Below are 18,474 nucleotides of genomic sequence, written 5' to 3' on the forward strand. Positions count from 1 at the left end.
GCCGAAGGCGTGAAGGCGCGCGTGGTTTCCATGCCGTCCACCGATGCGTTCGACAAGCAGGATGCGGCTTACCGTGAAGCGGTGCTGCCGAAAGCGGTCTCTGCGCGCGTGGCCATCGAAGCGGGTATCGCCGACTACTGGTTCAAATACGTGGGCCTGAACGGCGCGATCGTTGGCATGACCACCTTCGGTGAGTCAGCGCCGGCGGAGCAGCTGTTTGAAGAGTTTGGCTTCACCGTGGACAACGTTGTCGCGAAAGCGAAAGCGCTGCTGTAGTCCTTTCCCCCTTCCCGGGGGCGGCGCGGTAAAGCCGCGCCTTGCCCGGGCTACGGGGCCAGCGCGGTCGGGTAGTCCGGACCGGTGCGCGGCACCGCCAGCGGGAAAAGCATCTGGTATCACCGTGGAAAACGCGGTTGCCAGAGCGGAAGCGCTGCTGTGATTATTCTCACAGCCTGATAAAACGGGTCGCTCAGGCGGCCCGTTTTTTTTAAACCACTCGCAGCAGTCTGCCTTTTTCCATGCGCACCTGGCGGGAAAAGTGCCGCTGTGTAAAAGCCGCGTCATGGCTGATAGCCACTACGCTGGTTCCTCTTTTGCGGCAAACCGTCAGCCACGCTTCAAATATTGCCAGCCAGTGCCGATCAAAATCGCGGCTGGGTTCGTCGAGCAGCAGAATCTCTGGCGCCATGGCTTCCAGACAGGCAACGGCGACCATACGGCGCTGGGCGGTATGCAAATCCAGCGGATGCGCATCAGCTACGCTCTCCAGCCTGCATAAACGCAGCGCCGCCGCGGTGCGTTGCGCAACTTCCGCTGCCGGTAATTTCTGTAACCGCAGCCCATAGGCGACCTCTTCAGAGACTTTGCTGTGGAAGAGCTGGTTTTCGGCCTCCTGAAACAGGACGCCGATAATTTTGGCGCGCTGACGATTTTTATACTGCGCCATCGGCTTATTTAACAGATTGACGCTACCGGACTTTGCCGACAGCAGCCCGGCCATTACCCGCAGCAGGGTGGATTTTCCCGCGCCGTTATCGCCGGTAAGCGCCAGCCATTCGCCCTGGCCGAGCGTCAGGGAGATGTTTTGCAAACAATCATCCGCCGCGCCGGGCCAGCGCCAGGTTACCTGATTCAACGTCAACATAGCGGGGAAAGCGCTCCATCATGTAGTCGCCATCCCTGCTGACACCAGGCAAGAAAAGGCGAAGGGGTGCGTTCAAAAAGGATGATCAGTGAATGCTGCTCCAGCGCCCAGTCCCGCAGACGTGTCAGAAGCATGGCGGTAGCTTGCGCCGTCAGGCGGCTAAAGGCTTCATCAAGGATCAGTAGCGTTGGCTGCATAGCCAGCGCGCAGGCGATCGCCACGCGCTGGGTTTCTCCACCGGAGAGCGTGGACGGATGGCGGTGACGTAACTCCTGGCACTCCATCAGCGAGAGCGCCGCGTCAACACGACACATAATCTCGTCTTCGTGAAGGCAAAGATTTTCAGGGCCAAAAGCGACCTCTTCTTCGACGCTGAAGGTACAACCGGAAAGCTGGAGATAGGGGGATTGCTGGACCAACTGGATGGTCTGCGCCCGTTCGACCAGCGGTTGCTGTCCAATAGGGATGCCAAGCAGAGTGCCATGACCTTCGATATCGCCGGGCAGAAAATCCGGATACCAGCCCGCCATGATCTGCGCCAGAGTGCTTTTCCCGCTGCCGTTATCGCCAAAAATCGCCACCATGCCGGGCTGCGAATAATGGAAATCAAAGCATGATGAAGGACCCGTTGCCCGGGTCGGGTGATAACGGAACTGTTCTAACGTAACCATAGCCAGGCTCCCGCTTCAGCGACCATCGCCAGCAGCATGCCGCAACGCGCCAGACGTTGTAAGGTGCTGTCTTTCGGCGCCCAAAGCGTAGTGCGCCGACGATGTAAACGAAATGCCCGCATATCCAGCGCCGCCCCGCGTATCGCCAGATCGTTAAGCGCGTTATGGGTCAGAGGGATAATGAGCGCAGGCATTGCGCGCAGCCGCTGATATCCATTCTCGTCCAGCGGTACGCCGCGGGCGCGTTGGGCTTCGTGGATAATCGTCAACTGGCGCTTTAGCTGTTCGACAACCAGCAGCGGGCCAGCGAACAGATAAGCGACGCCCGGCGGCAGGCGTGAGGCAAACAGGGCGCGAATAAAGCGCTGTACCGGTACGTACTCCATCCAGAGCTGTGACGTGGAAACAATCGCCAGAATTCTCAGCCACAGCGTGATGGCGTTCGCCCAGCGCTGCGGGTCGCGGGGCTGGCCGCTCAGCCACTGGGTAAACCAGCCGCCGTGGACCAGCCACAGGCCAATGCCCAGCGAGAGTAGTAGCCAGGCGACATATTTTGCCCGCCGTCGCGTCGCTTTTAGCAGCACTAAACTAAGAAACGCCGCGGTGCTATACACCGGCAGCACCGTATCCGTCGGTAGCAGCAGCGTGGTCACTGCCGCCAGCGCCCAAAGCGTTAAGGAGGTAAAAGGGTGCATTTAGCGTACGGCGGACATAGCAGGAAAATGGCGCAACGTACGCAGCGGCAGCTGGCGCAACAGGGTCCAGACGATAATCGCGGTAAGAATTTTATCCACCAGATTGGCGCCTAAGACTGTAATCGCCACCGACTCCAGCAGATTCTGACCTACCGAATGCATCCAGGCGACGAACAGATCCGCACCGCTTCCCGTCACGCCGCCAAACAGCGCCGTCCGCAGCGGCACGGCAACCACGGTCACGGCGAGGGTAATGACAATCCCGCTAACGATCACCTTAGGTAAAGTGCGGAACCATCCCGCTCTCGCCAGCCATCCGGCAACCAGGCCAATCACCATAGCCACTGGCGCGAAGGCGGCGGCAATCGGATCGGTCAGCAGACCCCACAGAAGATTGGTCAGTAAACCGGTCAACATGCCAATGACCGGTCCGAGTAGAACCGCGCTGATTAAGGTGCCGATTGAATCGAGAAAAATGGGAAGTTTTAACATACTGATGAGCTGTCCGCCGATCATGTTGATGGCGACGGCGATCGCAATCAGCACCAGGGACTGGCTGGTAAATTGGCGACGAGCCATAGAAACCTCTTTAAGGGAAAAGTTATCGGGATGAGATGACCAGTTCGTCATAGCCGGAAAGCGCGCAAGGCTGACGGCTAAATGCCAGGGAGGTCAGTTCGCCTATCACCAGCTCAAGGGTGGTGCGGACGGTACAGCCGGGCATCATATGGCCGCCGAGCATCGCGCCTTGCGGATCGGATATCGCTAAATGAAGATGTTCTCCTTTCAATTCCAGCGTGCCATTCAGCGAGATAACCTCGTAGGTTCCGTTCAGTAAGGTGGTCTCATCCTGGCCGGCAAAACGTAGTGCCGCATTGCTTAAGCTACCGGTACAGCCGGCGATCCAGGCTGCCTGAATATGGTGCAGTTGCAGGAAGGCGCGCAGGCGTGAAAAAACCTCCTCGCCCGGAAGTAAGCGAAGCGCATAGTAACGTGCCGCAGAGGGCTGCAAGTGGGGAATGGTCATCTTTTTCGAGGGACTCCGAGACTCGGACGTAGCGGCAATAATATCGCCGCTGTTCAGTATGGTTTCTGATATAAATCAGTAATTGCGGCACGACAACGAAAAGATCTTGCTACGCTTATTCGTAATTCTGGAATATGGAATAAATGCCGCCCCAGAAGGGGTAAAAGTGTGATGTAAGTCAGATAAATGGTTTCTCCAGCTGGACAATCATTCCTTTTATTCCTCGTTTGGCTTATTCTAGCTGAAGCGTTTCAGTCGTCTAAATGTTCGACAATTAATCAATCAGTCGCAGTTTGCGACAGGTAAGGTTCCCCTTAGAGCGTCGCTGCATTACTCTGTCAGCCACCTCATATCATGGATAGCCTTGCAGGAGACCTATGACCATACGCATTGCGATTAATGGCTTCGGTCGCATCGGGCGTAACGTGGTTCGTGCTTTGTATGAATCCGGACGTCGTGCGGAAATCACCGTGGTGGCAATCAATGAACTGGCGGATGCTGCCGGCATCGCGCATTTATTGAAATATGACACCAGCCATGGACGCTTTGCCTGGGATGTGCGCCAGGAGAGAGAGCAGCTGTTTGTCGGCGATGACGCCATCCGTCTGCTGCATGAATCTTCCCTTGAGGCGTTGCCCTGGCGGGAACTGGCGGTTGATGTGGTGCTTGACTGCACCGGCGCTTATGGCAGCCGCGAGCATGGCGAAGCCCATCTTCAGGCCGGCGCGAAGAAAGTGCTCTTTTCACATCCTGGCGGCAACGATCTCGACGCGACGATCGTGTTTGGCGTCAACCATGATGAGCTGCGCGCTGAGCACCGTATCGTCTCCAACGCCTCCTGCACCACCAACTGCATTATTCCGGTCATTAAGCTGTTAGATGATGCCTACGGCATAGAGTCAGGAACGGTAACCACGATTCACTCCGCGATGCACGATCAGCAGGTTATCGATGCTTACCATCCGGATTTGCGCCGGACGCGAGCGGCCAGTCAGTCGATCATCCCGGTTGATACTAAGCTTGCTGCGGGGATCACGCGTATTTTCCCTCAGTTTAACGATCGCTTTGAAGCTATCGCAGTCCGTGTACCGACGATTAATGTGACGGCGATCGACCTTAGCGTCACGGTGAAAAAACCGGTAAAAGCGAGTGAAGTCAACCAGTTGCTGCAAAAAGCAGCACAGGGTGCATTTCATGGTATAGTTGACTATACGGAATTGCCGTTAGTCTCGATAGATTTCAACCACGATCCGCATAGCGCCATCGTCGATGGCACGCAAACGCGGGTAAGTGGCGCGCATTTGATCAAAACGCTGGTCTGGTGCGATAACGAATGGGGCTTTGCTAACCGGATGCTCGACACCACGTTAGCGATGGCCGCACAAGGTTTCAGGTAAGGCGCTCAGGCGCCTGCAAAACTTTATCAAGAATCAACGAGAGGATTCACCATGTCTGTAATTAAGATGACCGATCTGGATCTGGCTGGTAAACGCGTTTTTATCCGTGCGGATCTGAACGTACCGGTTAAAGAAGGGAAAGTAACCAGCGATGCGCGTATCCGTGCTTCTCTGCCGACCATCGAACTGGCCCTGAAACAGGGTGCGAAAGTGATGGTCACTTCCCACCTGGGTCGTCCTACCGAAGGCGAGTACAACGAAGAATTCTCTCTGCTGCCGGTTGTTAACTACCTGAAAGACAAACTGTCTAACCCGGTACGTCTGGTTAAAGATTACCTGGACGGCGTTGAAGTCGCTGCCGGCGAGCTGGTGGTTCTGGAAAACGTTCGCTTTAACAAAGGCGAGAAAAAAGATGACGAAGCGCTGTCGAAAAAATACGCTGCGCTGTGCGATGTCTTCGTTATGGATGCGTTCGGTACCGCTCACCGCGCGCAGGCTTCTACTCACGGTATCGGCAAATTCGCTGACGTCGCTTGTGCAGGTCCGCTGCTGGCCGCTGAGCTGGACGCCCTGGGTAAAGCGCTGAAAGAACCGGCTCGTCCGATGGTGGCTATCGTCGGTGGTTCTAAAGTTTCTACTAAACTGACCGTTCTGGACTCCCTGTCTAAAATCGCTGACCAGCTGATCGTCGGCGGCGGCATCGCCAACACCTTCGTTGCCGCTCAGGGCCACAACGTGGGTAAATCCCTGTACGAAGCCGATCTGGTTGACGAAGCTAAACGCCTCCTGACGACCTGCGATATCCCGGTTCCGACTGACGTTCGCGTAGCGACCGAGTTCTCTGAAACCGCAACCGCTACCCTGAAATCTGTTAACGACATTAAAGATGACGAACAGATTCTGGACCTGGGCGATGCTTCCGCAGAGAAACTGGCTGAAATCCTGAAAAATGCCAAAACCATCCTGTGGAACGGCCCGGTCGGCGTGTTCGAATTCCCGAACTTCCGCAAAGGGACTGAAATCGTGGCTAACGCCATCGCAGATAGCGAAGCGTTCTCCATCGCAGGCGGCGGCGACACCCTGGCAGCAATCGACCTGTTCGGCATTGCTGACAAAATCTCCTACATCTCCACCGGCGGCGGCGCATTCCTCGAATTCGTGGAAGGTAAAGTTCTGCCGGCAGTAGCCATGCTCGAAGAGCGCGCTAAGCAGTAATTCAGTTCAGGCGGGGAGACCCGCCTGTTTTTCAGCGCGCGTAAAAGCTCGCGAACCTTCTTCAACGGTCGAAGATACAGATACAGGACTACGTAACATGTCTAAAATTTTTGATTTCGTAAAACCGGGCGTCATCACTGGCGACGACGTTCAGAAAGTGTTCCAGGTAGCTAAAGAAAACAACTTTGCTCTGCCAGCGGTAAACTGCGTGGGTACTGATTCCATCAACGCCGTTCTGGAAGCAGCTGCAAAAGTTCGTTCTCCGGTTATCGTTCAGTTCTCTAACGGCGGCGCAGCGTTCATCGCGGGCAAAGGCGTGAAAACTGACGTTCCTCAGGGCGCAGCCATCCTGGGCGCTATCTCTGGCGCGCATCACGTTCATCAGATGGCTGAACACTACGGTGTTCCGGTTATCCTGCACACTGACCACTGCGCTAAGAAACTGCTGCCGTGGATCGACGGTCTGCTGGACGCGGGTGAAAAACACTTCGCCGCGACCGGTAAACCGCTGTTCTCTTCTCACATGATTGACCTGTCTGAAGAGTCCCTGCACGAAAACATCGAGATCTGTTCTAAGTACCTGGCGCGTATGGCCAAAATGGACATGACTCTGGAAATCGAACTGGGCTGCACCGGCGGCGAAGAAGACGGCGTGGACAACAGCCACATGGACGCTTCCGCTCTGTATACCCAGCCGGAAGACGTTGATTACGCCTACACTGAGCTGAGCAAAATCAGCCCGCGTTTCACCATCGCCGCTTCCTTCGGTAACGTACACGGCGTTTACAAGCCGGGCAACGTGGTGCTGACCCCGACTATCCTGCGCGACTCTCAGGAATACGTTTCTAAGAAACATAACCTGCCGCACAACAGCCTGAACTTCGTCTTCCACGGCGGTTCCGGTTCTTCCGCTCAGGAAATCAAAGACTCCGTAAGCTACGGCGTGATCAAAATGAACATCGATACCGATACCCAATGGGCAACCTGGGACGGTATCCTGCAGTACTACAAAGCTAACGAAGCTTACCTGCAGGGTCAGCTGGGCAACCCGAAAGGCGAAGACCAGCCGAACAAAAAATACTACGATCCGCGCGTATGGCTGCGCGCTGCACAGACGTCCATGGTGACTCGTCTGGAGCAGGCATTTAAAGAGCTGAACGCGATCGACGTTCTGTAAGAAAGTTTCGTTTCTTACCCGGAAGCCCGCAGAAATGCGGGCTTTTTTATTATCTCAACGACATGAAATGTTGCTAAATAAATGTGATCAATTTGGCAAAACGGACTCTTTTTGTTTACCCTTAACCTGTTTGCAATTATCAGGTTTGGTTATTTTATTTCCCGTCCGGGTATCCATAAGGAAAGTTGAATGGAAGATTTGAACGTTGTCGATAGCATAAATAACGCCGGTTCATGGCTGGTGCGCAATCAGGCATTACTGCTGAGCTATGCCGTCAACATTGTCGCGGCCATCGCGATTATTATTGTTGGTCTGATCGTGGCGCGGATTGTTTCCAACACCGTCAATCGCCTGATGCGGGCTCGACATATTGATGCCACCGTTGCCGATTTTCTTTCTGCGCTGGTACGCTACGCCGTCATTGCTTTCACGCTGATCGCCGCCCTCGGCCGCGTGGGTGTGCAAACCGCTTCGGTTATCGCGGTACTTGGCGCCGCGGGCTTAGCCGTCGGTCTGGCGCTGCAGGGGTCGCTGTCTAACCTTGCCGCTGGGGTCCTGCTGGTCGTTTTCCGCCCATTCCGCGCTGGTGAATACGTTGACCTTGGCGGTATCGCGGGTACCGTGCTGAACGTGCAGATTTTCTCCACGACCCTGCGCAGCGCAGATGGCAAAATTGTGGTGGTACCGAACGGTAAAATCATTGCCGGGAATATCATCAACTTCTCTCGCGAGCCGGTACGTCGCAACGAGTTTATTATCGGCGTGGCCTACGATGCGGACATCGACAAAGTGAAGCAGCTGCTCACCAACATCATCGAATCGGATGAACGTATTCTCAAAGATCGTGAAATGACCGTTCGCCTGAATGAACTGGGCGCTTCATCTGTGAACTACGTGGTGCGCGTATGGAGTAAGAGCAGCGATCTGCAAAGCGTGTACTGGGACGTCCTGGAGCGTATTAAGCGCGATTTTGACGCCAACGGCATCAGCTTCCCGTATCCGCAGATGGACGTTCATGTCATTCGTCCGCAGGAAAAAGCAGAATAATTTCCCTTTTAATACAGGCCGGTATATCCGGCCTTTTTTGTACCCAGTATTAGTCGTCCTTATTAGCGATTAAAATTTTCAATTTCCTCTAATGATTTCTGCACGCTATATTCCCCGGCATTGACTCTTTCAGTGGAAATTCCTCTCGATGTTATCGTATTACTTTCAGGGCCTTGCCCTGGGAGCGGCTATGATTTTGCCGCTCGGTCCGCAAAACGCTTTTGTGATGAATCAGGGTATTCGTCGTCAGTACCATCTGATGATTGCTTTGCTATGCGCCATCAGCGATCTGCTGCTTATCTGCGCCGGAATTTTTGGCGGCAGCGCGCTGCTGATGCAGTCCCCGTGGCTGCTGGCGCTGGTGACCTGGGGCGGCGTCGCTTTTTTATTGTGGTACGGTTTTGGCGCGCTGAAAACGGCCTTTAGCAGCAATCTGGAGCTGGCCAGCGCGGAGGTGATGAAGCAGGGGCGCTGGAAAATCATCGTCACCATGCTGGCGGTGACCTGGCTGAATCCTCACGTTTATCTGGATACGTTTGTGGTGCTCGGAAGCCTCGGCGGACAGCTGGAGATGGAGCCAAAGCGCTGGTTTGCCCTGGGCACCATCAGCGCCTCATTCTTATGGTTCTTTGGTCTGGCCCTGCTGGCCGCCTGGCTGGCCCCGCGCCTGCGCACGGCAAAAGCGCAGCGAATTATCAACGTGCTGGTCGGTCTGGTCATGTGGATCATCGCGCTGGAGCTGGCGAAAGACGGCTTCGCTCATGTGCAGGCGCTGCTTAACTAAGCCTTGTCCGATGGACTTTCTCCGCGTAAGCGCTAAGCTTGCAGGCATGCGTCTGCGTATAGACGACCAATGTAAGATGGAGAAACGACAGTGAAGTTAAAAGTCATGGCCCTGGCGGCGGCACTCGGATTTAGCGCAATGGCAGTTCAGGCCAATGAATTGCCAAACGGCCCACATATTGTTACTTCAGGTACCGCCAGCGTCGCTGCGGTTCCTGATATCGCCACGCTGGCGATTGAAGTTAACGTCTCCGCGAAAGATGCGGCATCCGCTAAAAAACAGGCAGATGAACGCGTGGCTCAGTATCTCTCCTTCCTGGAGAAGAGCGGCATTGCGAAGAAGGATATTAACTCTGCCAACCTGCGTACCCAGCCTGATTATGATTATCAGAACGGCAAAAGCATTCTTAAGGGCTATCGCGCGGTGCGTAGCGTTGAAGTCACGCTGCGCCAGCTGGATAAGCTCAACGGGTTGTTAGATGGAGCATTAAAAGCCGGTCTGAACGAGATCCGTTCGGTCTCACTGGGCGTGGCGCAGCCGGACGCTTACAAAGATAAGGCGCGAAAAGCGGCGATTGACGATGCGATTCATCAGGCTCAGGAGCTGGCTAGCGGATTCCACGGCAAACTGGGGCCGGTTTATAGCGTTCGCTATCATGTCTCCAACTACCAGCCGAGCCCGATGGTGCGGATGATGAAAGCCGATGCGGCGCCGGTATCTGCTCAGGAAAGCTACGAGCAGGCGACCATTCAGTTTGATGACCAGGTGGACGTGGTGTTTGAGCTGCAGCCGACCCAGCCTGCGTCGCCAGCGAAACCGGCTGAAGAGCCAAAAGCAGCGCAGTAATCCTCCCGCCCGGCCTTCGCGCCGGGCTTTTTCTGTGACTATCTGTAAAAATGAGAGCGCAGCACAAGTCTTTTCCCTGAATGAGGTAAGGATAGATCCCTGTCTTCCTGTGAGGTGAGCATGGATATCTTTATTTCTAAAAAGATGCGCAATTTCATTCTGTTGGCGCAGACCAATAACATCGCCAGAGCGGCGGAAAAAATCCATATGACCGCATCGCCCTTTGGCAAAAGCATTGCTGCGCTTGAGGATCAGATCGGCTATACGTTATTTACCCGCAAAGATAACAGCATCAGTCTCAATAAAGCGGGGCAGGAGCTCTATCAGAAGCTGTTTCCTATTTACCAGCGCCTATCGGCCATCGATAACGAAATACACTATTCCGCGCGCCGCTCGCGCAACGTTGTTATCGGCATCGACAACACCTATCCGACGATAATTTTCGACCAGCTCATCAGCCTGGGCGATAAATACGATGGCGTGACCACCCAGGCCGTGGAGTTCAGCGAGAATGGCGTGATTGATAATCTTTTCGACCGTCAGCTGGATTTTATTATTTCGCCGCAGCATGTTTCGCCCCGCGTGCAGGAGCTGGAAAATCTGACCATCAGCGAACTGGCGCCGCTGCGTCTGGGGTTTCTTGTTTCTCGCCGTTATGAAGATAAGCCGCCGCAGGATCTGTTACGTGAACTGCCCTGGCTGCAGATGCGTTTCCAGAATCGGGCCAATTTTGAGGCGATGCTGGACGCCTATATGCGCCCCTGCGGAATCAACCCGACGGTTATCTATCGCCCCTATAGCTTTATGGCGAAAATTAGCGCCGTAGAGCGGGGGCAGTTTTTAACGGTTATTCCTTACTTCGCCTGGCGTCTGGTAAATCCGGCGAAGCTGAAGTACTTCGACGCGCCCGGTAGCGCCATGTATATGCAGGAGTATCTCTATTCGCTGAAAAACCATCGCTATACCGCCACGATGCTTCAGCACATAACTGAAGATCGCGACGGTACGGAGGGCTAACCGAGCATTGAACCGTGCTCAAGCAGATTACGATGCAGGTCGAAGGCGTGGGTGAGGTCGTGGTGAATATGCCCGCCGGGAGCGCTCTGCAGATAGCGATGTAAATAGTCCCGGTAGAGCGGATGCGCGCAGTTATCAATGATAGCGCGGGCGCGCTGCAGCGGCGACAGCCCGCGCAGATCGGCGATACCCTGCTCGGTAACGATCGCCTTCACGCTGTGCTCGCTGTGATCGACATGGCTGCACATCGGCACGATAGTGGAGATCTTCCCGTCTTTGGCGATGGACGGCGCCATAAAGATAGAGAGCCAGGCGTTGCGTTCAAAATCGCCGCTACCGCCGATGCCGTTCATCAGATTCACCCCGGCTACGTGCGTGGAATTGGCGTGTCCGTAGATATCAAACTCCAGCCCCACGTTGAGGGCGATAACCCCCAGACGGCGGATAATTTCCGGATGATTGGAGATCTCCTGCGGGCGCAGGACAATGCGGCTGGCGAAGAAATCCATATTGGCGTAAATCTTGCGCAACGAATCGGCGGATATTGTCAGGCTGGAGGCGCTGACGCCGGTGACTTTCCCTGTTTCCAGTAGATGGACTACCGACTCCTGTAAGACCTCGGAGTACATCATAAAAGAGGGAATATCTGGATTCTCACCCAGCCGCGCCATGACCGCGTTATTGATATTACCCACGCCGCTTTGCAGCGGCAAAAATTCAGGCGGGATGCGCCCGCGAGCCATCTCTTCCAGCAGAAAGGTGACCACGTTATCGGCAATTTTCTGACAAACCGGATTATTTTTATCGAGCAGGTTTCCGGCGTCGGGCAGTTCGGTCTCCACGACCGCGACAATTTTTTTCGGATCGATTTGCACGTACCGACTACCCACGCGATCCATCGCATGAAAGATGGCAATGCTGTTGCGCCGCGGCGGGGCGCCGGGGAGCACGATATCGGCCAGCTCGGCAACCCGAGGGCTGTGATAATGATTGAGTTCGATGATCACTTTCTTCGCCCGTAGCAGCCAGGTGGGCGCGTTGCCGATACCGCTGGTGAGCCAGACCCGCCCGTCCGGCGCGATAGCCGAGGCTTCGATCACCGCGACATCAATCTCACCAAAGAAGCCGTAGTTAACCATTTGCGCCACTTCGCTCAGGTGCAGATCGACAAACTTCACCTTCCCCTGATTGATTTTTTGCCGCAGGCCCGACGCGGTCTGATACGGCGCGCGCCACGAGACGGCATCGGCTGCCGATAATGCATCATCGGCGGCGGCGCTAATTGACGCGCCGGTCAGCAGGCGGATCTGGAAAGGCTTCTGCGCCCGATGTAACTCACCGGCGCGGCGAGCGATAGCCGCGGGCAGCGCTTTGGGCGAACCGGCGGGAGTGAAGCCGCTGAACGCCACCATCTGGTCGTGCTGGATAATCTCCGCCGCTTCATCGGCGCTCATCCGTTTCATTTTGCACTCCTTAACCGGGATGATTAATGGCCGACGAATTCAGGTTTACGCTTTTCCATAAACGCGCTCATGCCTTCCCGATAATCCTCACTGTCGTAGACGGCGCGGCGCATTCCCTGAATACGTTCGAACTCATCGGAATTCATGGTGTGCGCCTCGCCAAGCACGCGCAGCTCTTCCTTAATGACCGCTATCGCCAGCGGCGCTTTCTCGGCAATGTGGTGCGCCATCTGTAAGGTAAAATCTTCCAGTTCGCCAGCGTCCACCACGTGATTGAGAATACCGACCGCCAGCGCGCGCTGGGCGGTAATCGGCAGGGCGGTGAAAATCAGCTCTTTCACGATATGAAAGCCAGCGTCACGGGTCAGATTGTGAATGCCGACCAGGTTGTAGGGCACGCCGAGATTCACCGGCGTCATGGAGAACGTTGACGTACTGGCGGCGATGATCAGATCGGAGCTCATGATCATCTCAAACGCGCCGCCCCAGACGCTCCCTTCGACCATGGAGATCACCGGTTTCGGATATTTTTGGATCATGCGGGTAATCTGGCGCAGCGGATCGTCATACGAAAGCGGATCGCGGCGTCCGCCGGGTAATTCGTGGATGTCATGGCCGGCGGAGAAAACTTTTGATCCGCCAGGCGCGCGTAAAATGACGCAGCGAATTTCCGGCCTGTTGAGGTCGCTCAACGCCTGCATCAGGTCGTCGATAAACACCTTGCTTAAGGCGTTAAGCTTGCGGCTATAGTTGAACTCAATCACCGCAACCTTCTGGATAATTTCGACGTTAACATATTGATAAGACATAACTATCCCTTTATGCAAAGTAATGATTCTGGAGGAATTCGCTAATCTGCCGCAGGCCGGTGCGCGGCGAGAGGCCATTGTTTTTCACCGCCTGTAGCGTTTGCTGGAAGTAGCGATCAAAGTCCGCTCGGGCAAACAGCAGATGCAGCGCCTCGGTTTCGGTCTGCTTTTGCAGCCACTCCAGCGCCTGACGCTGGCGCAGCTTTTCAAGATCGCCGCTGTCGGTGAGGGTGGTTTTGAAGTCAAGGATAGCGAGCCAGACGGCTTCGATACCGCGCTGCTCCAGCGCGCTACAGCTCAAAACGCGCGGCTGCCACGCGGCGTGCTTGCGGCGCAGAATATGCAGGGCGGATTCATACATATGGCGGGTGATAGCCACGCTGGCGCGGTTCTCGCCATCATCTTTATTGATAACCACGATATCCGCCATCTCCATGATCCCTTTTTTAATGCCCTGCAGATCGTCACCGCCGCCGGCGATCTGCAGTGAGATGAAGCAGTCCACCAGGCGGGAGACCTCCGTTTCCGACTGGCCGACGCCGACGGTTTCGACAATGACCACGTCATAGCCCGCTGCTTCGCACAGCAGTATCAGCTCCCGCGTGCGCAGGCTGGCGCCGCCCAGATGGCCGCTCGAGGGCACCGGGCGGATAAATGCCGAGTCCGAGCGCGCCAGTTCGATCATGCGCGTCTTGTCGCCAAGAATGCTGCCGCCGCCGATTGGGCTGCTTGGATCGACCGCTATCACCGCGACCCGCAGGCCATGGCGAATTAGCAGCATGCCGAAGGCTTCCAGAAAGGTACTCTTTCCGGCTCCCGGCGTGCCGGTGACGCCGAGGCGCAGGGCGTTGCCGGTGAAGGGCATAATCGCATCCAGCAACTGGGCGCTCAGCGCCTGGTGGCGGGGATGCTGACTCTCTACCAGCGTCATGGCCTGGGCGAGCGTGGCCCGCTCGCCCAAACGTAATCGCCGTATGGCGTCGCTCAGGGTGGATGAGTTAATCATGATGCTGGCTAATCCTCATCAGGACGTCGCGTACGCTCTCCAGCATCGGCGTGCCGGGGCCATAAATAGCGGCCACGCCGCGCGCCTGCAGAAACGCGTAATCCTGCGGCGGAATGACGCCGCCGGCGATGACGCAGATATCTTCCCGTCCCCATTTTTTCAACGCATCGACCAGCTCGGGGATCAGCGTTTTGTGGCCTGCCGCCAGCGATGAGGCGCCAACCACGTGTACGTCGTTCTCCACGGCGAGGCGGGCGATCTCCTCCGGGGTTGAAAACATCGGGCTCAGGTCAACATCGAAGCCAAGATCGGAATAGGCGCTGGCGATCACTTTGGCGCCGCGATCGTGACCGTCCTGACCCATTTTGGCGATCAGAATGCGCGGGCGACGGCCGCGTTCCGCGAGGAATTTTTCGGTTTGCGCAACAATGGCGTCAAACTCGCAGGCGGCTTTATCTGACTGATGGTAGCTTTGCGCAATCACGCCGGTGACGCACTGGCTGGGCACCAGATAGCGGTCAAAGGCCACCTCCAGTGCGTCGGAGATTTCACCCAGCGTAGCGCGCACGCGGGCGGCGTTGATGGCGGCGGCCAACAGATTTTCATTATGCTGCGCGGCGTGGGTGAGGGCGTTCAGCGCGGCTTTTACCGTCACATCGTCCCGACTGGCCCGTATTTTTTTCAGCGAGGCGATCTGCTCGTTGCGTACCTTGACGTTGTCGATCTCCAGCACTGCCGTTTCATCTTCTTTTTCCAGCTTGTACTTATTGACGCCGACGATGACGCGCTTGCCCTGGTCGATCAGCGATTGCTCGCGGGCGGAGGCCTCTTCGATCATCCGTTTCGGCAGTCCGGCTTCGATCGCCTTCGCCATCCCTCCCGCTTCGTCGATCTGCTGCATAATGGCTCGCGCCTGCTTAACGATTTGATCGGTCAGCGACTCGACGTAATACGATCCCCCCAGCGGATCCACGGTGCGGCAGATCTCCGACTCCTCCTGAATGATGATCTGCGTATTACGCGCGATACGTGCGGAAAAGTCGGTGGGCAGGCCGAGCGCCTCATCAAAGGCGTTAGTATGCAGCGACTGGGTGCCGCCGAGCGTGGCGCCGAGCGCTTCGATGGTGGTGCGGATCACGTTGTTATACGGATCCTGCTCGGTGAGGCTCCAGCCGGAAGTCTGGCAGTGGGTGCGCAGGGCTAACGATTTTGGATTGGTGGCGCCGAAGCCGCTCACCGCTTCGCTCCACAGATAGCGAGCGGCGCGCAGCATCGCGACGTTCATAAACAGATCCATGCCGATGCCGAAGAAGAACGACAGGCGCGGGGCGAAGTCATCGATTTTCAGGCCGGCGGAGAGCGCGGCCTTAATGTATTCGATGCCGTCGGCCAGGGTAAAGGCCACCTGCTGCACGCAGTTGGCTCCGGCTTCGCCCATGTGATAGCCGCTGATGCTGATGGTATTAAAGCGCGGCATATTGCCCGAACACCAGGCGATGATGTCGGCAATAATGCGCATTGAGGGCTTCGGCGGGTAAATATAGGTATTCCGGCACAGATACTCTTTCAGAATATCGTTCTGGATCGTGCCGGTGAGCCGTTCCGGCGCAACGCCTTGCTCTTCCGCCGCGACGATATAAAACGCCATTACCGGCAGCACCGCGCCGTTCATGGTCATCGACACGGACATTTCATCCAGCGGGATGCGATCGAACAGAATCTTCATATCTTCGACGGTATCGATCGCTACCCCCGCTTTCCCCACGTCGCCCGCCACGCGAGGATTGTCGGAGTCATAGCCCCGATGGGTCGCGAGATCGAAGGCGACGGAAAGCCCTTTCTGCCCGGCAGCGAGGTTGCGGCGATAGAAGGCGTTGGACTCTTTCGCGGTTGAGAAACCAGCGTACTGGCGGATGGTCCACGGCTGGGCGGTATACATGGTGGCGCGGGGGCCGCGGACGTAAGGCGGCAGGCCGGGCAGGGTGCCGGTCACTTCCAGATTATCAATATCGGCTTCGGTATACAGCGGTTTAACGGCAATCCCTTCTGCCGTCTGTTTTACCAGAGCATCGACGATTTTTCCCCGCCGGCTAAGCTCCTTGTTGGCGAGCGTTTGCCACTCTCGTAACTCTGACATTTTGTGCTCCGTATGCGCAATAAAATAGGGTATTGCAAATACGGTGAGCCTTTTAAGCCGCTCTGTCGCCAGCAAAAAATAGCCATCAGCGCGTCGTTTTTTGCCGCATGAAATGTTCTATTTTGTGATGAATTTCAAAGATATGAATAGAAGAAGGTGGGTCATGCAGGCCGGACGGCGCCGACCTGCCTGGGAGGCTTAATCTTGTCTCAACACTTTATGGCCATAATCGATCAGCGCATCGGTCACCCGGCGCATCATACGGCTTTCCGGCGCAAAACGGTGCCAGTAGAGCATCCGGCGCTGGAACAGGCCCGGCGTGAGATTAATAAGTTCGCCGCTGTTCAGCTCTCGCTCAATTTGCAGATGCGGAATCATACAGCAGGTTGTCCCCTGGCGGGCTAGCTGCACAAAGGCTTCCGAAGAGTTCACGATATGGCAGGGAACGCTGCCCGGCGGCAAATCGAAGTTCTGCTGTAAAAAGGCCTGGTGCATATCATCGAGATGATCGAATGCCACCACCGGCGCTTTGAGCAGCGCCGAGCGGGTCACCCCATTGGGGAAATAGCGCTGGGCAAACTCTTTTGAGGCGACGAACAGATAGTCGAGGGCGCCGAGCTGATCGACCAGGCAGCTTGGCAGCGCCTGCGGCTGGATACTGACCGCGCCGACGACTTCACCGCGGCGCAGGCGTTCCTGGGTTCGGGTCTCGTCCTCCACCTGTAGGTTCAGGCGAATAGGGGAGTCGGAAAGCACGCTGGAGAGCGCGGGCAACAGCCAGGTGGCGAGACTGTCGGCGTTGACCGCCAGCGACAGCAGCAGCGGCGTTGAGCCGGTTTGTTCATCGCCCAGCCACTCCTCTTCCAGCAGTTCAACCTGGCGCAGCAGGGCCAGCAGCTTTTGCCCCTGTTCGGTGGGACGCGGCGGTACGGTGCGTACCAGCAGCGGTTGTCCAAACATGTTTTCCAGCTGTTTGATGCGCTGAGAGACGGCGGACTGCGTAATACAAAGCTTCTGCGCGGCGCGCTCAAACCCTCGTTCCCTGATTACCGCGTCCAGCGCCTGTAGTGTTCTGTAGTCCGGTCGTTTCATTGCTCTGGCGTGCCCCCTAATACTTTTCGTTAACTCGCACTATGACATAAATTTGTTTTTGATGAAGATGAAAAAATGGCGACTGCGTTGTGTGATCGCCGTCGCAGGGACAATGACCCCCCTGATGTTCTATAATGCGCCACAGGAATTCACATCTCGGACCATAATCATGACGCAAGATGAACTGAAAAAAGCAGTAGGCTGGGCGGCATTGCAGTATGTACAACCGGGCACCATCGTTGGGGTCGGCACGGGCTCCACGGCGGCGCATTTTATTGATGCGCTGGGCACCATGAAAGGACAGATTGAAGGCGCGGTTTCCAGCTCTGATGCCTCTACTGAAAAACTGAAAAGCCTCGGTATTACGGTTTTTGATCTTAACAGCGTTGACCGTCTTGGCATCTATGTCGACGGCGCTGATGAAATCAACGGCCATATGCAAATGATTAAAGGCGGCGGCGCGGCGCTGACGCGCGAGAAGATTATCGCTTCGGTCGCTGACAAATTTATCTGTATCGCTGATGCTTCCAAGCAGGTGGACATCCTGGGTAAATTCCCGCTGCCGGTGGAAGTGATCCCGATGGCGCGCAGCGCCGTGGCGCGTCAGCTGGTTAAGCTGGGCGGCCGTCCGGAGTACCGCCAGGGCGTCGTGACCGATAACGGCAACGTGATCCTCGATGTGTATGGTCTGGAAATCCTGGACGCTATTGCGCTGGAAAATACCATTAACGGTATCCCGGGCGTCGTGACCGTCGGCCTGTTCGCCAATCGTGGCGCAGACGTCGCGCTGATTGGCACCGCTGATGGTGTAAAAACTATCACTAAATAGACCAATCCGAGGGAGCGAATGGCTCCCTCGCAAATATTTTTTCTCCAGGCCTATTTTGGTGACTTCTGTCACATTTATGCGCCTTGTCTTAGTAACAACCTACCTTTCTTTTACTTTC

19 protein-coding genes are annotated in these 18,474 nt (G+C 56.0%); 9 read left to right on the top strand and 10 right to left on the bottom strand.

The features are described from left to right. A partial coding sequence (locus ABLV75_RS19630; protein ID WP_348855115.1) for a transketolase C-terminal domain-containing protein occupies positions 1 to 276 on the top strand: 276 nt, incomplete at its 5' end. Positions 277 to 487: 211 nt separating this feature from the next. Here the strand turns inward: ABLV75_RS19630 and ABLV75_RS19635 are convergent. From ABLV75_RS19635 to ABLV75_RS19655, 5 genes are read right to left on the bottom strand one after another with little or no spacing between them, the layout of a single operon-like run. After that, positions 488 to 1,144 (bottom strand): ATP-binding cassette domain-containing protein, encoded by a 657-nt coding sequence (locus ABLV75_RS19635; protein ID WP_004105638.1) that lies wholly within the window; start codon positions 1,142 to 1,144, stop codon positions 488 to 490. Continuing rightward, complete coding sequence (locus tag ABLV75_RS19640) at positions 1,138 to 1,815, bottom strand: energy-coupling factor ABC transporter ATP-binding protein (RefSeq protein WP_047720691.1); 678 nt, start codon at positions 1,813 to 1,815, stop codon at positions 1,138 to 1,140. The genes ABLV75_RS19635 and ABLV75_RS19640 overlap by 7 nt, the downstream gene beginning before the upstream one ends. Beyond that, positions 1,803 to 2,510, bottom strand: coding sequence for an energy-coupling factor transporter transmembrane component T (locus tag ABLV75_RS19645; protein ID WP_004105636.1), 708 nt, complete (start codon positions 2,508 to 2,510; stop codon positions 1,803 to 1,805). The genes ABLV75_RS19640 and ABLV75_RS19645 overlap by 13 nt, the downstream gene beginning before the upstream one ends. Beyond that, complete coding sequence (locus ABLV75_RS19650) at positions 2,511 to 3,089, bottom strand: ECF transporter S component (protein WP_004105634.1); 579 nt, start codon at positions 3,087 to 3,089, stop codon at positions 2,511 to 2,513. Between the two features lie 22 nt (positions 3,090 to 3,111). Then, on the bottom strand, positions 3,112 to 3,537 hold the full coding sequence (locus ABLV75_RS19655) for a PPC domain-containing DNA-binding protein (protein WP_004105632.1): 426 nt from the start codon (positions 3,535 to 3,537) through the stop codon (positions 3,112 to 3,114). A 377-nt stretch (positions 3,538 to 3,914) separates the two neighbouring features. Between ABLV75_RS19655 and epd the strand changes: the two genes are divergently transcribed. From epd to ABLV75_RS19690, 7 genes are all read left to right on the top strand, one after another. Then, positions 3,915 to 4,934, top strand: coding sequence for an erythrose-4-phosphate dehydrogenase (gene epd, locus ABLV75_RS19660; RefSeq protein WP_004105629.1), 1,020 nt, complete (start codon positions 3,915 to 3,917; stop codon positions 4,932 to 4,934). A gap of 51 nt (positions 4,935 to 4,985) precedes the next feature. Next, positions 4,986 to 6,149 (top strand): phosphoglycerate kinase, encoded by a 1,164-nt coding sequence (pgk, locus tag ABLV75_RS19665; RefSeq protein ID WP_004105627.1) that lies wholly within the window; start codon positions 4,986 to 4,988, stop codon positions 6,147 to 6,149. Between the two features lie 97 nt (positions 6,150 to 6,246). After that, complete coding sequence (gene fbaA, locus ABLV75_RS19670) at positions 6,247 to 7,326, top strand: class II fructose-bisphosphate aldolase (RefSeq protein ID WP_004105626.1); 1,080 nt, start codon at positions 6,247 to 6,249, stop codon at positions 7,324 to 7,326. Between the two features lie 189 nt (positions 7,327 to 7,515). Next, positions 7,516 to 8,373 (top strand): small-conductance mechanosensitive channel MscS, encoded by an 858-nt coding sequence (locus ABLV75_RS19675; protein ID WP_004105624.1) that lies wholly within the window; start codon positions 7,516 to 7,518, stop codon positions 8,371 to 8,373. A 148-nt stretch (positions 8,374 to 8,521) separates the two neighbouring features. Next, positions 8,522 to 9,157, top strand: a complete 636-nt coding sequence (argO, locus tag ABLV75_RS19680) for an arginine exporter ArgO (protein WP_016809856.1) — start codon at positions 8,522 to 8,524, stop codon at positions 9,155 to 9,157. A 90-nt stretch (positions 9,158 to 9,247) separates the two neighbouring features. Further along, on the top strand, positions 9,248 to 10,003 hold the full coding sequence (locus ABLV75_RS19685; protein WP_004105619.1) for an oxidative stress defense protein: 756 nt from the start codon (positions 9,248 to 9,250) through the stop codon (positions 10,001 to 10,003). 120 nt (positions 10,004 to 10,123) lie between these two features. After that, on the top strand, positions 10,124 to 11,020 hold the full coding sequence (locus ABLV75_RS19690; protein WP_004105617.1) for a LysR family transcriptional regulator: 897 nt from the start codon (positions 10,124 to 10,126) through the stop codon (positions 11,018 to 11,020). On the opposite strand, the gene ABLV75_RS19695 is transcribed toward ABLV75_RS19690, so the two are convergent. The 5 genes from ABLV75_RS19695 to argP form a co-directional block, all read right to left on the bottom strand. Next, positions 11,017 to 12,483 (bottom strand): acetyl-CoA hydrolase/transferase family protein, encoded by a 1,467-nt coding sequence (locus ABLV75_RS19695; RefSeq protein WP_004105615.1) that lies wholly within the window; start codon positions 12,481 to 12,483, stop codon positions 11,017 to 11,019. The genes ABLV75_RS19690 and ABLV75_RS19695 overlap by 4 nt on opposite strands. 23 nt (positions 12,484 to 12,506) lie before the next feature. Continuing rightward, positions 12,507 to 13,292 (bottom strand): methylmalonyl-CoA decarboxylase, encoded by a 786-nt coding sequence (gene scpB / locus ABLV75_RS19700; protein WP_004105613.1) that lies wholly within the window; start codon positions 13,290 to 13,292, stop codon positions 12,507 to 12,509. Positions 13,293 to 13,302: 10 nt separating this feature from the next. Further along, positions 13,303 to 14,298, bottom strand: a complete 996-nt coding sequence (gene meaB, locus ABLV75_RS19705; protein WP_004105611.1) for a methylmalonyl Co-A mutase-associated GTPase MeaB — start codon at positions 14,296 to 14,298, stop codon at positions 13,303 to 13,305. Continuing rightward, positions 14,291 to 16,435: a methylmalonyl-CoA mutase gene (gene scpA / locus ABLV75_RS19710; RefSeq protein ID WP_004105609.1), complete on the bottom strand. Its 2,145-nt coding sequence runs from the start codon at positions 16,433 to 16,435 to the stop codon at positions 14,291 to 14,293. The genes meaB and scpA overlap by 8 nt, the downstream gene beginning before the upstream one ends. 198 nt (positions 16,436 to 16,633) lie before the next feature. Further along, positions 16,634 to 17,527: a DNA-binding transcriptional regulator ArgP gene (argP, locus tag ABLV75_RS19715; protein ID WP_004105608.1), complete on the bottom strand. Its 894-nt coding sequence runs from the start codon at positions 17,525 to 17,527 to the stop codon at positions 16,634 to 16,636. 169 nt (positions 17,528 to 17,696) lie between these two features. Here argP and rpiA point away from each other — a divergent pair, with 169 nt between their 5' ends. Further along, positions 17,697 to 18,356, top strand: a complete 660-nt coding sequence (gene rpiA / locus ABLV75_RS19720; protein WP_004105606.1) for a ribose-5-phosphate isomerase RpiA — start codon at positions 17,697 to 17,699, stop codon at positions 18,354 to 18,356. Positions 18,357 to 18,474 lie beyond the last annotated feature (118 nt).

Source organism: Klebsiella sp. CN_Kp066, assembly GCF_040065135.1.
Taxonomy (GTDB): domain Bacteria; phylum Pseudomonadota; class Gammaproteobacteria; order Enterobacterales; family Enterobacteriaceae; genus Klebsiella; species Klebsiella oxytoca.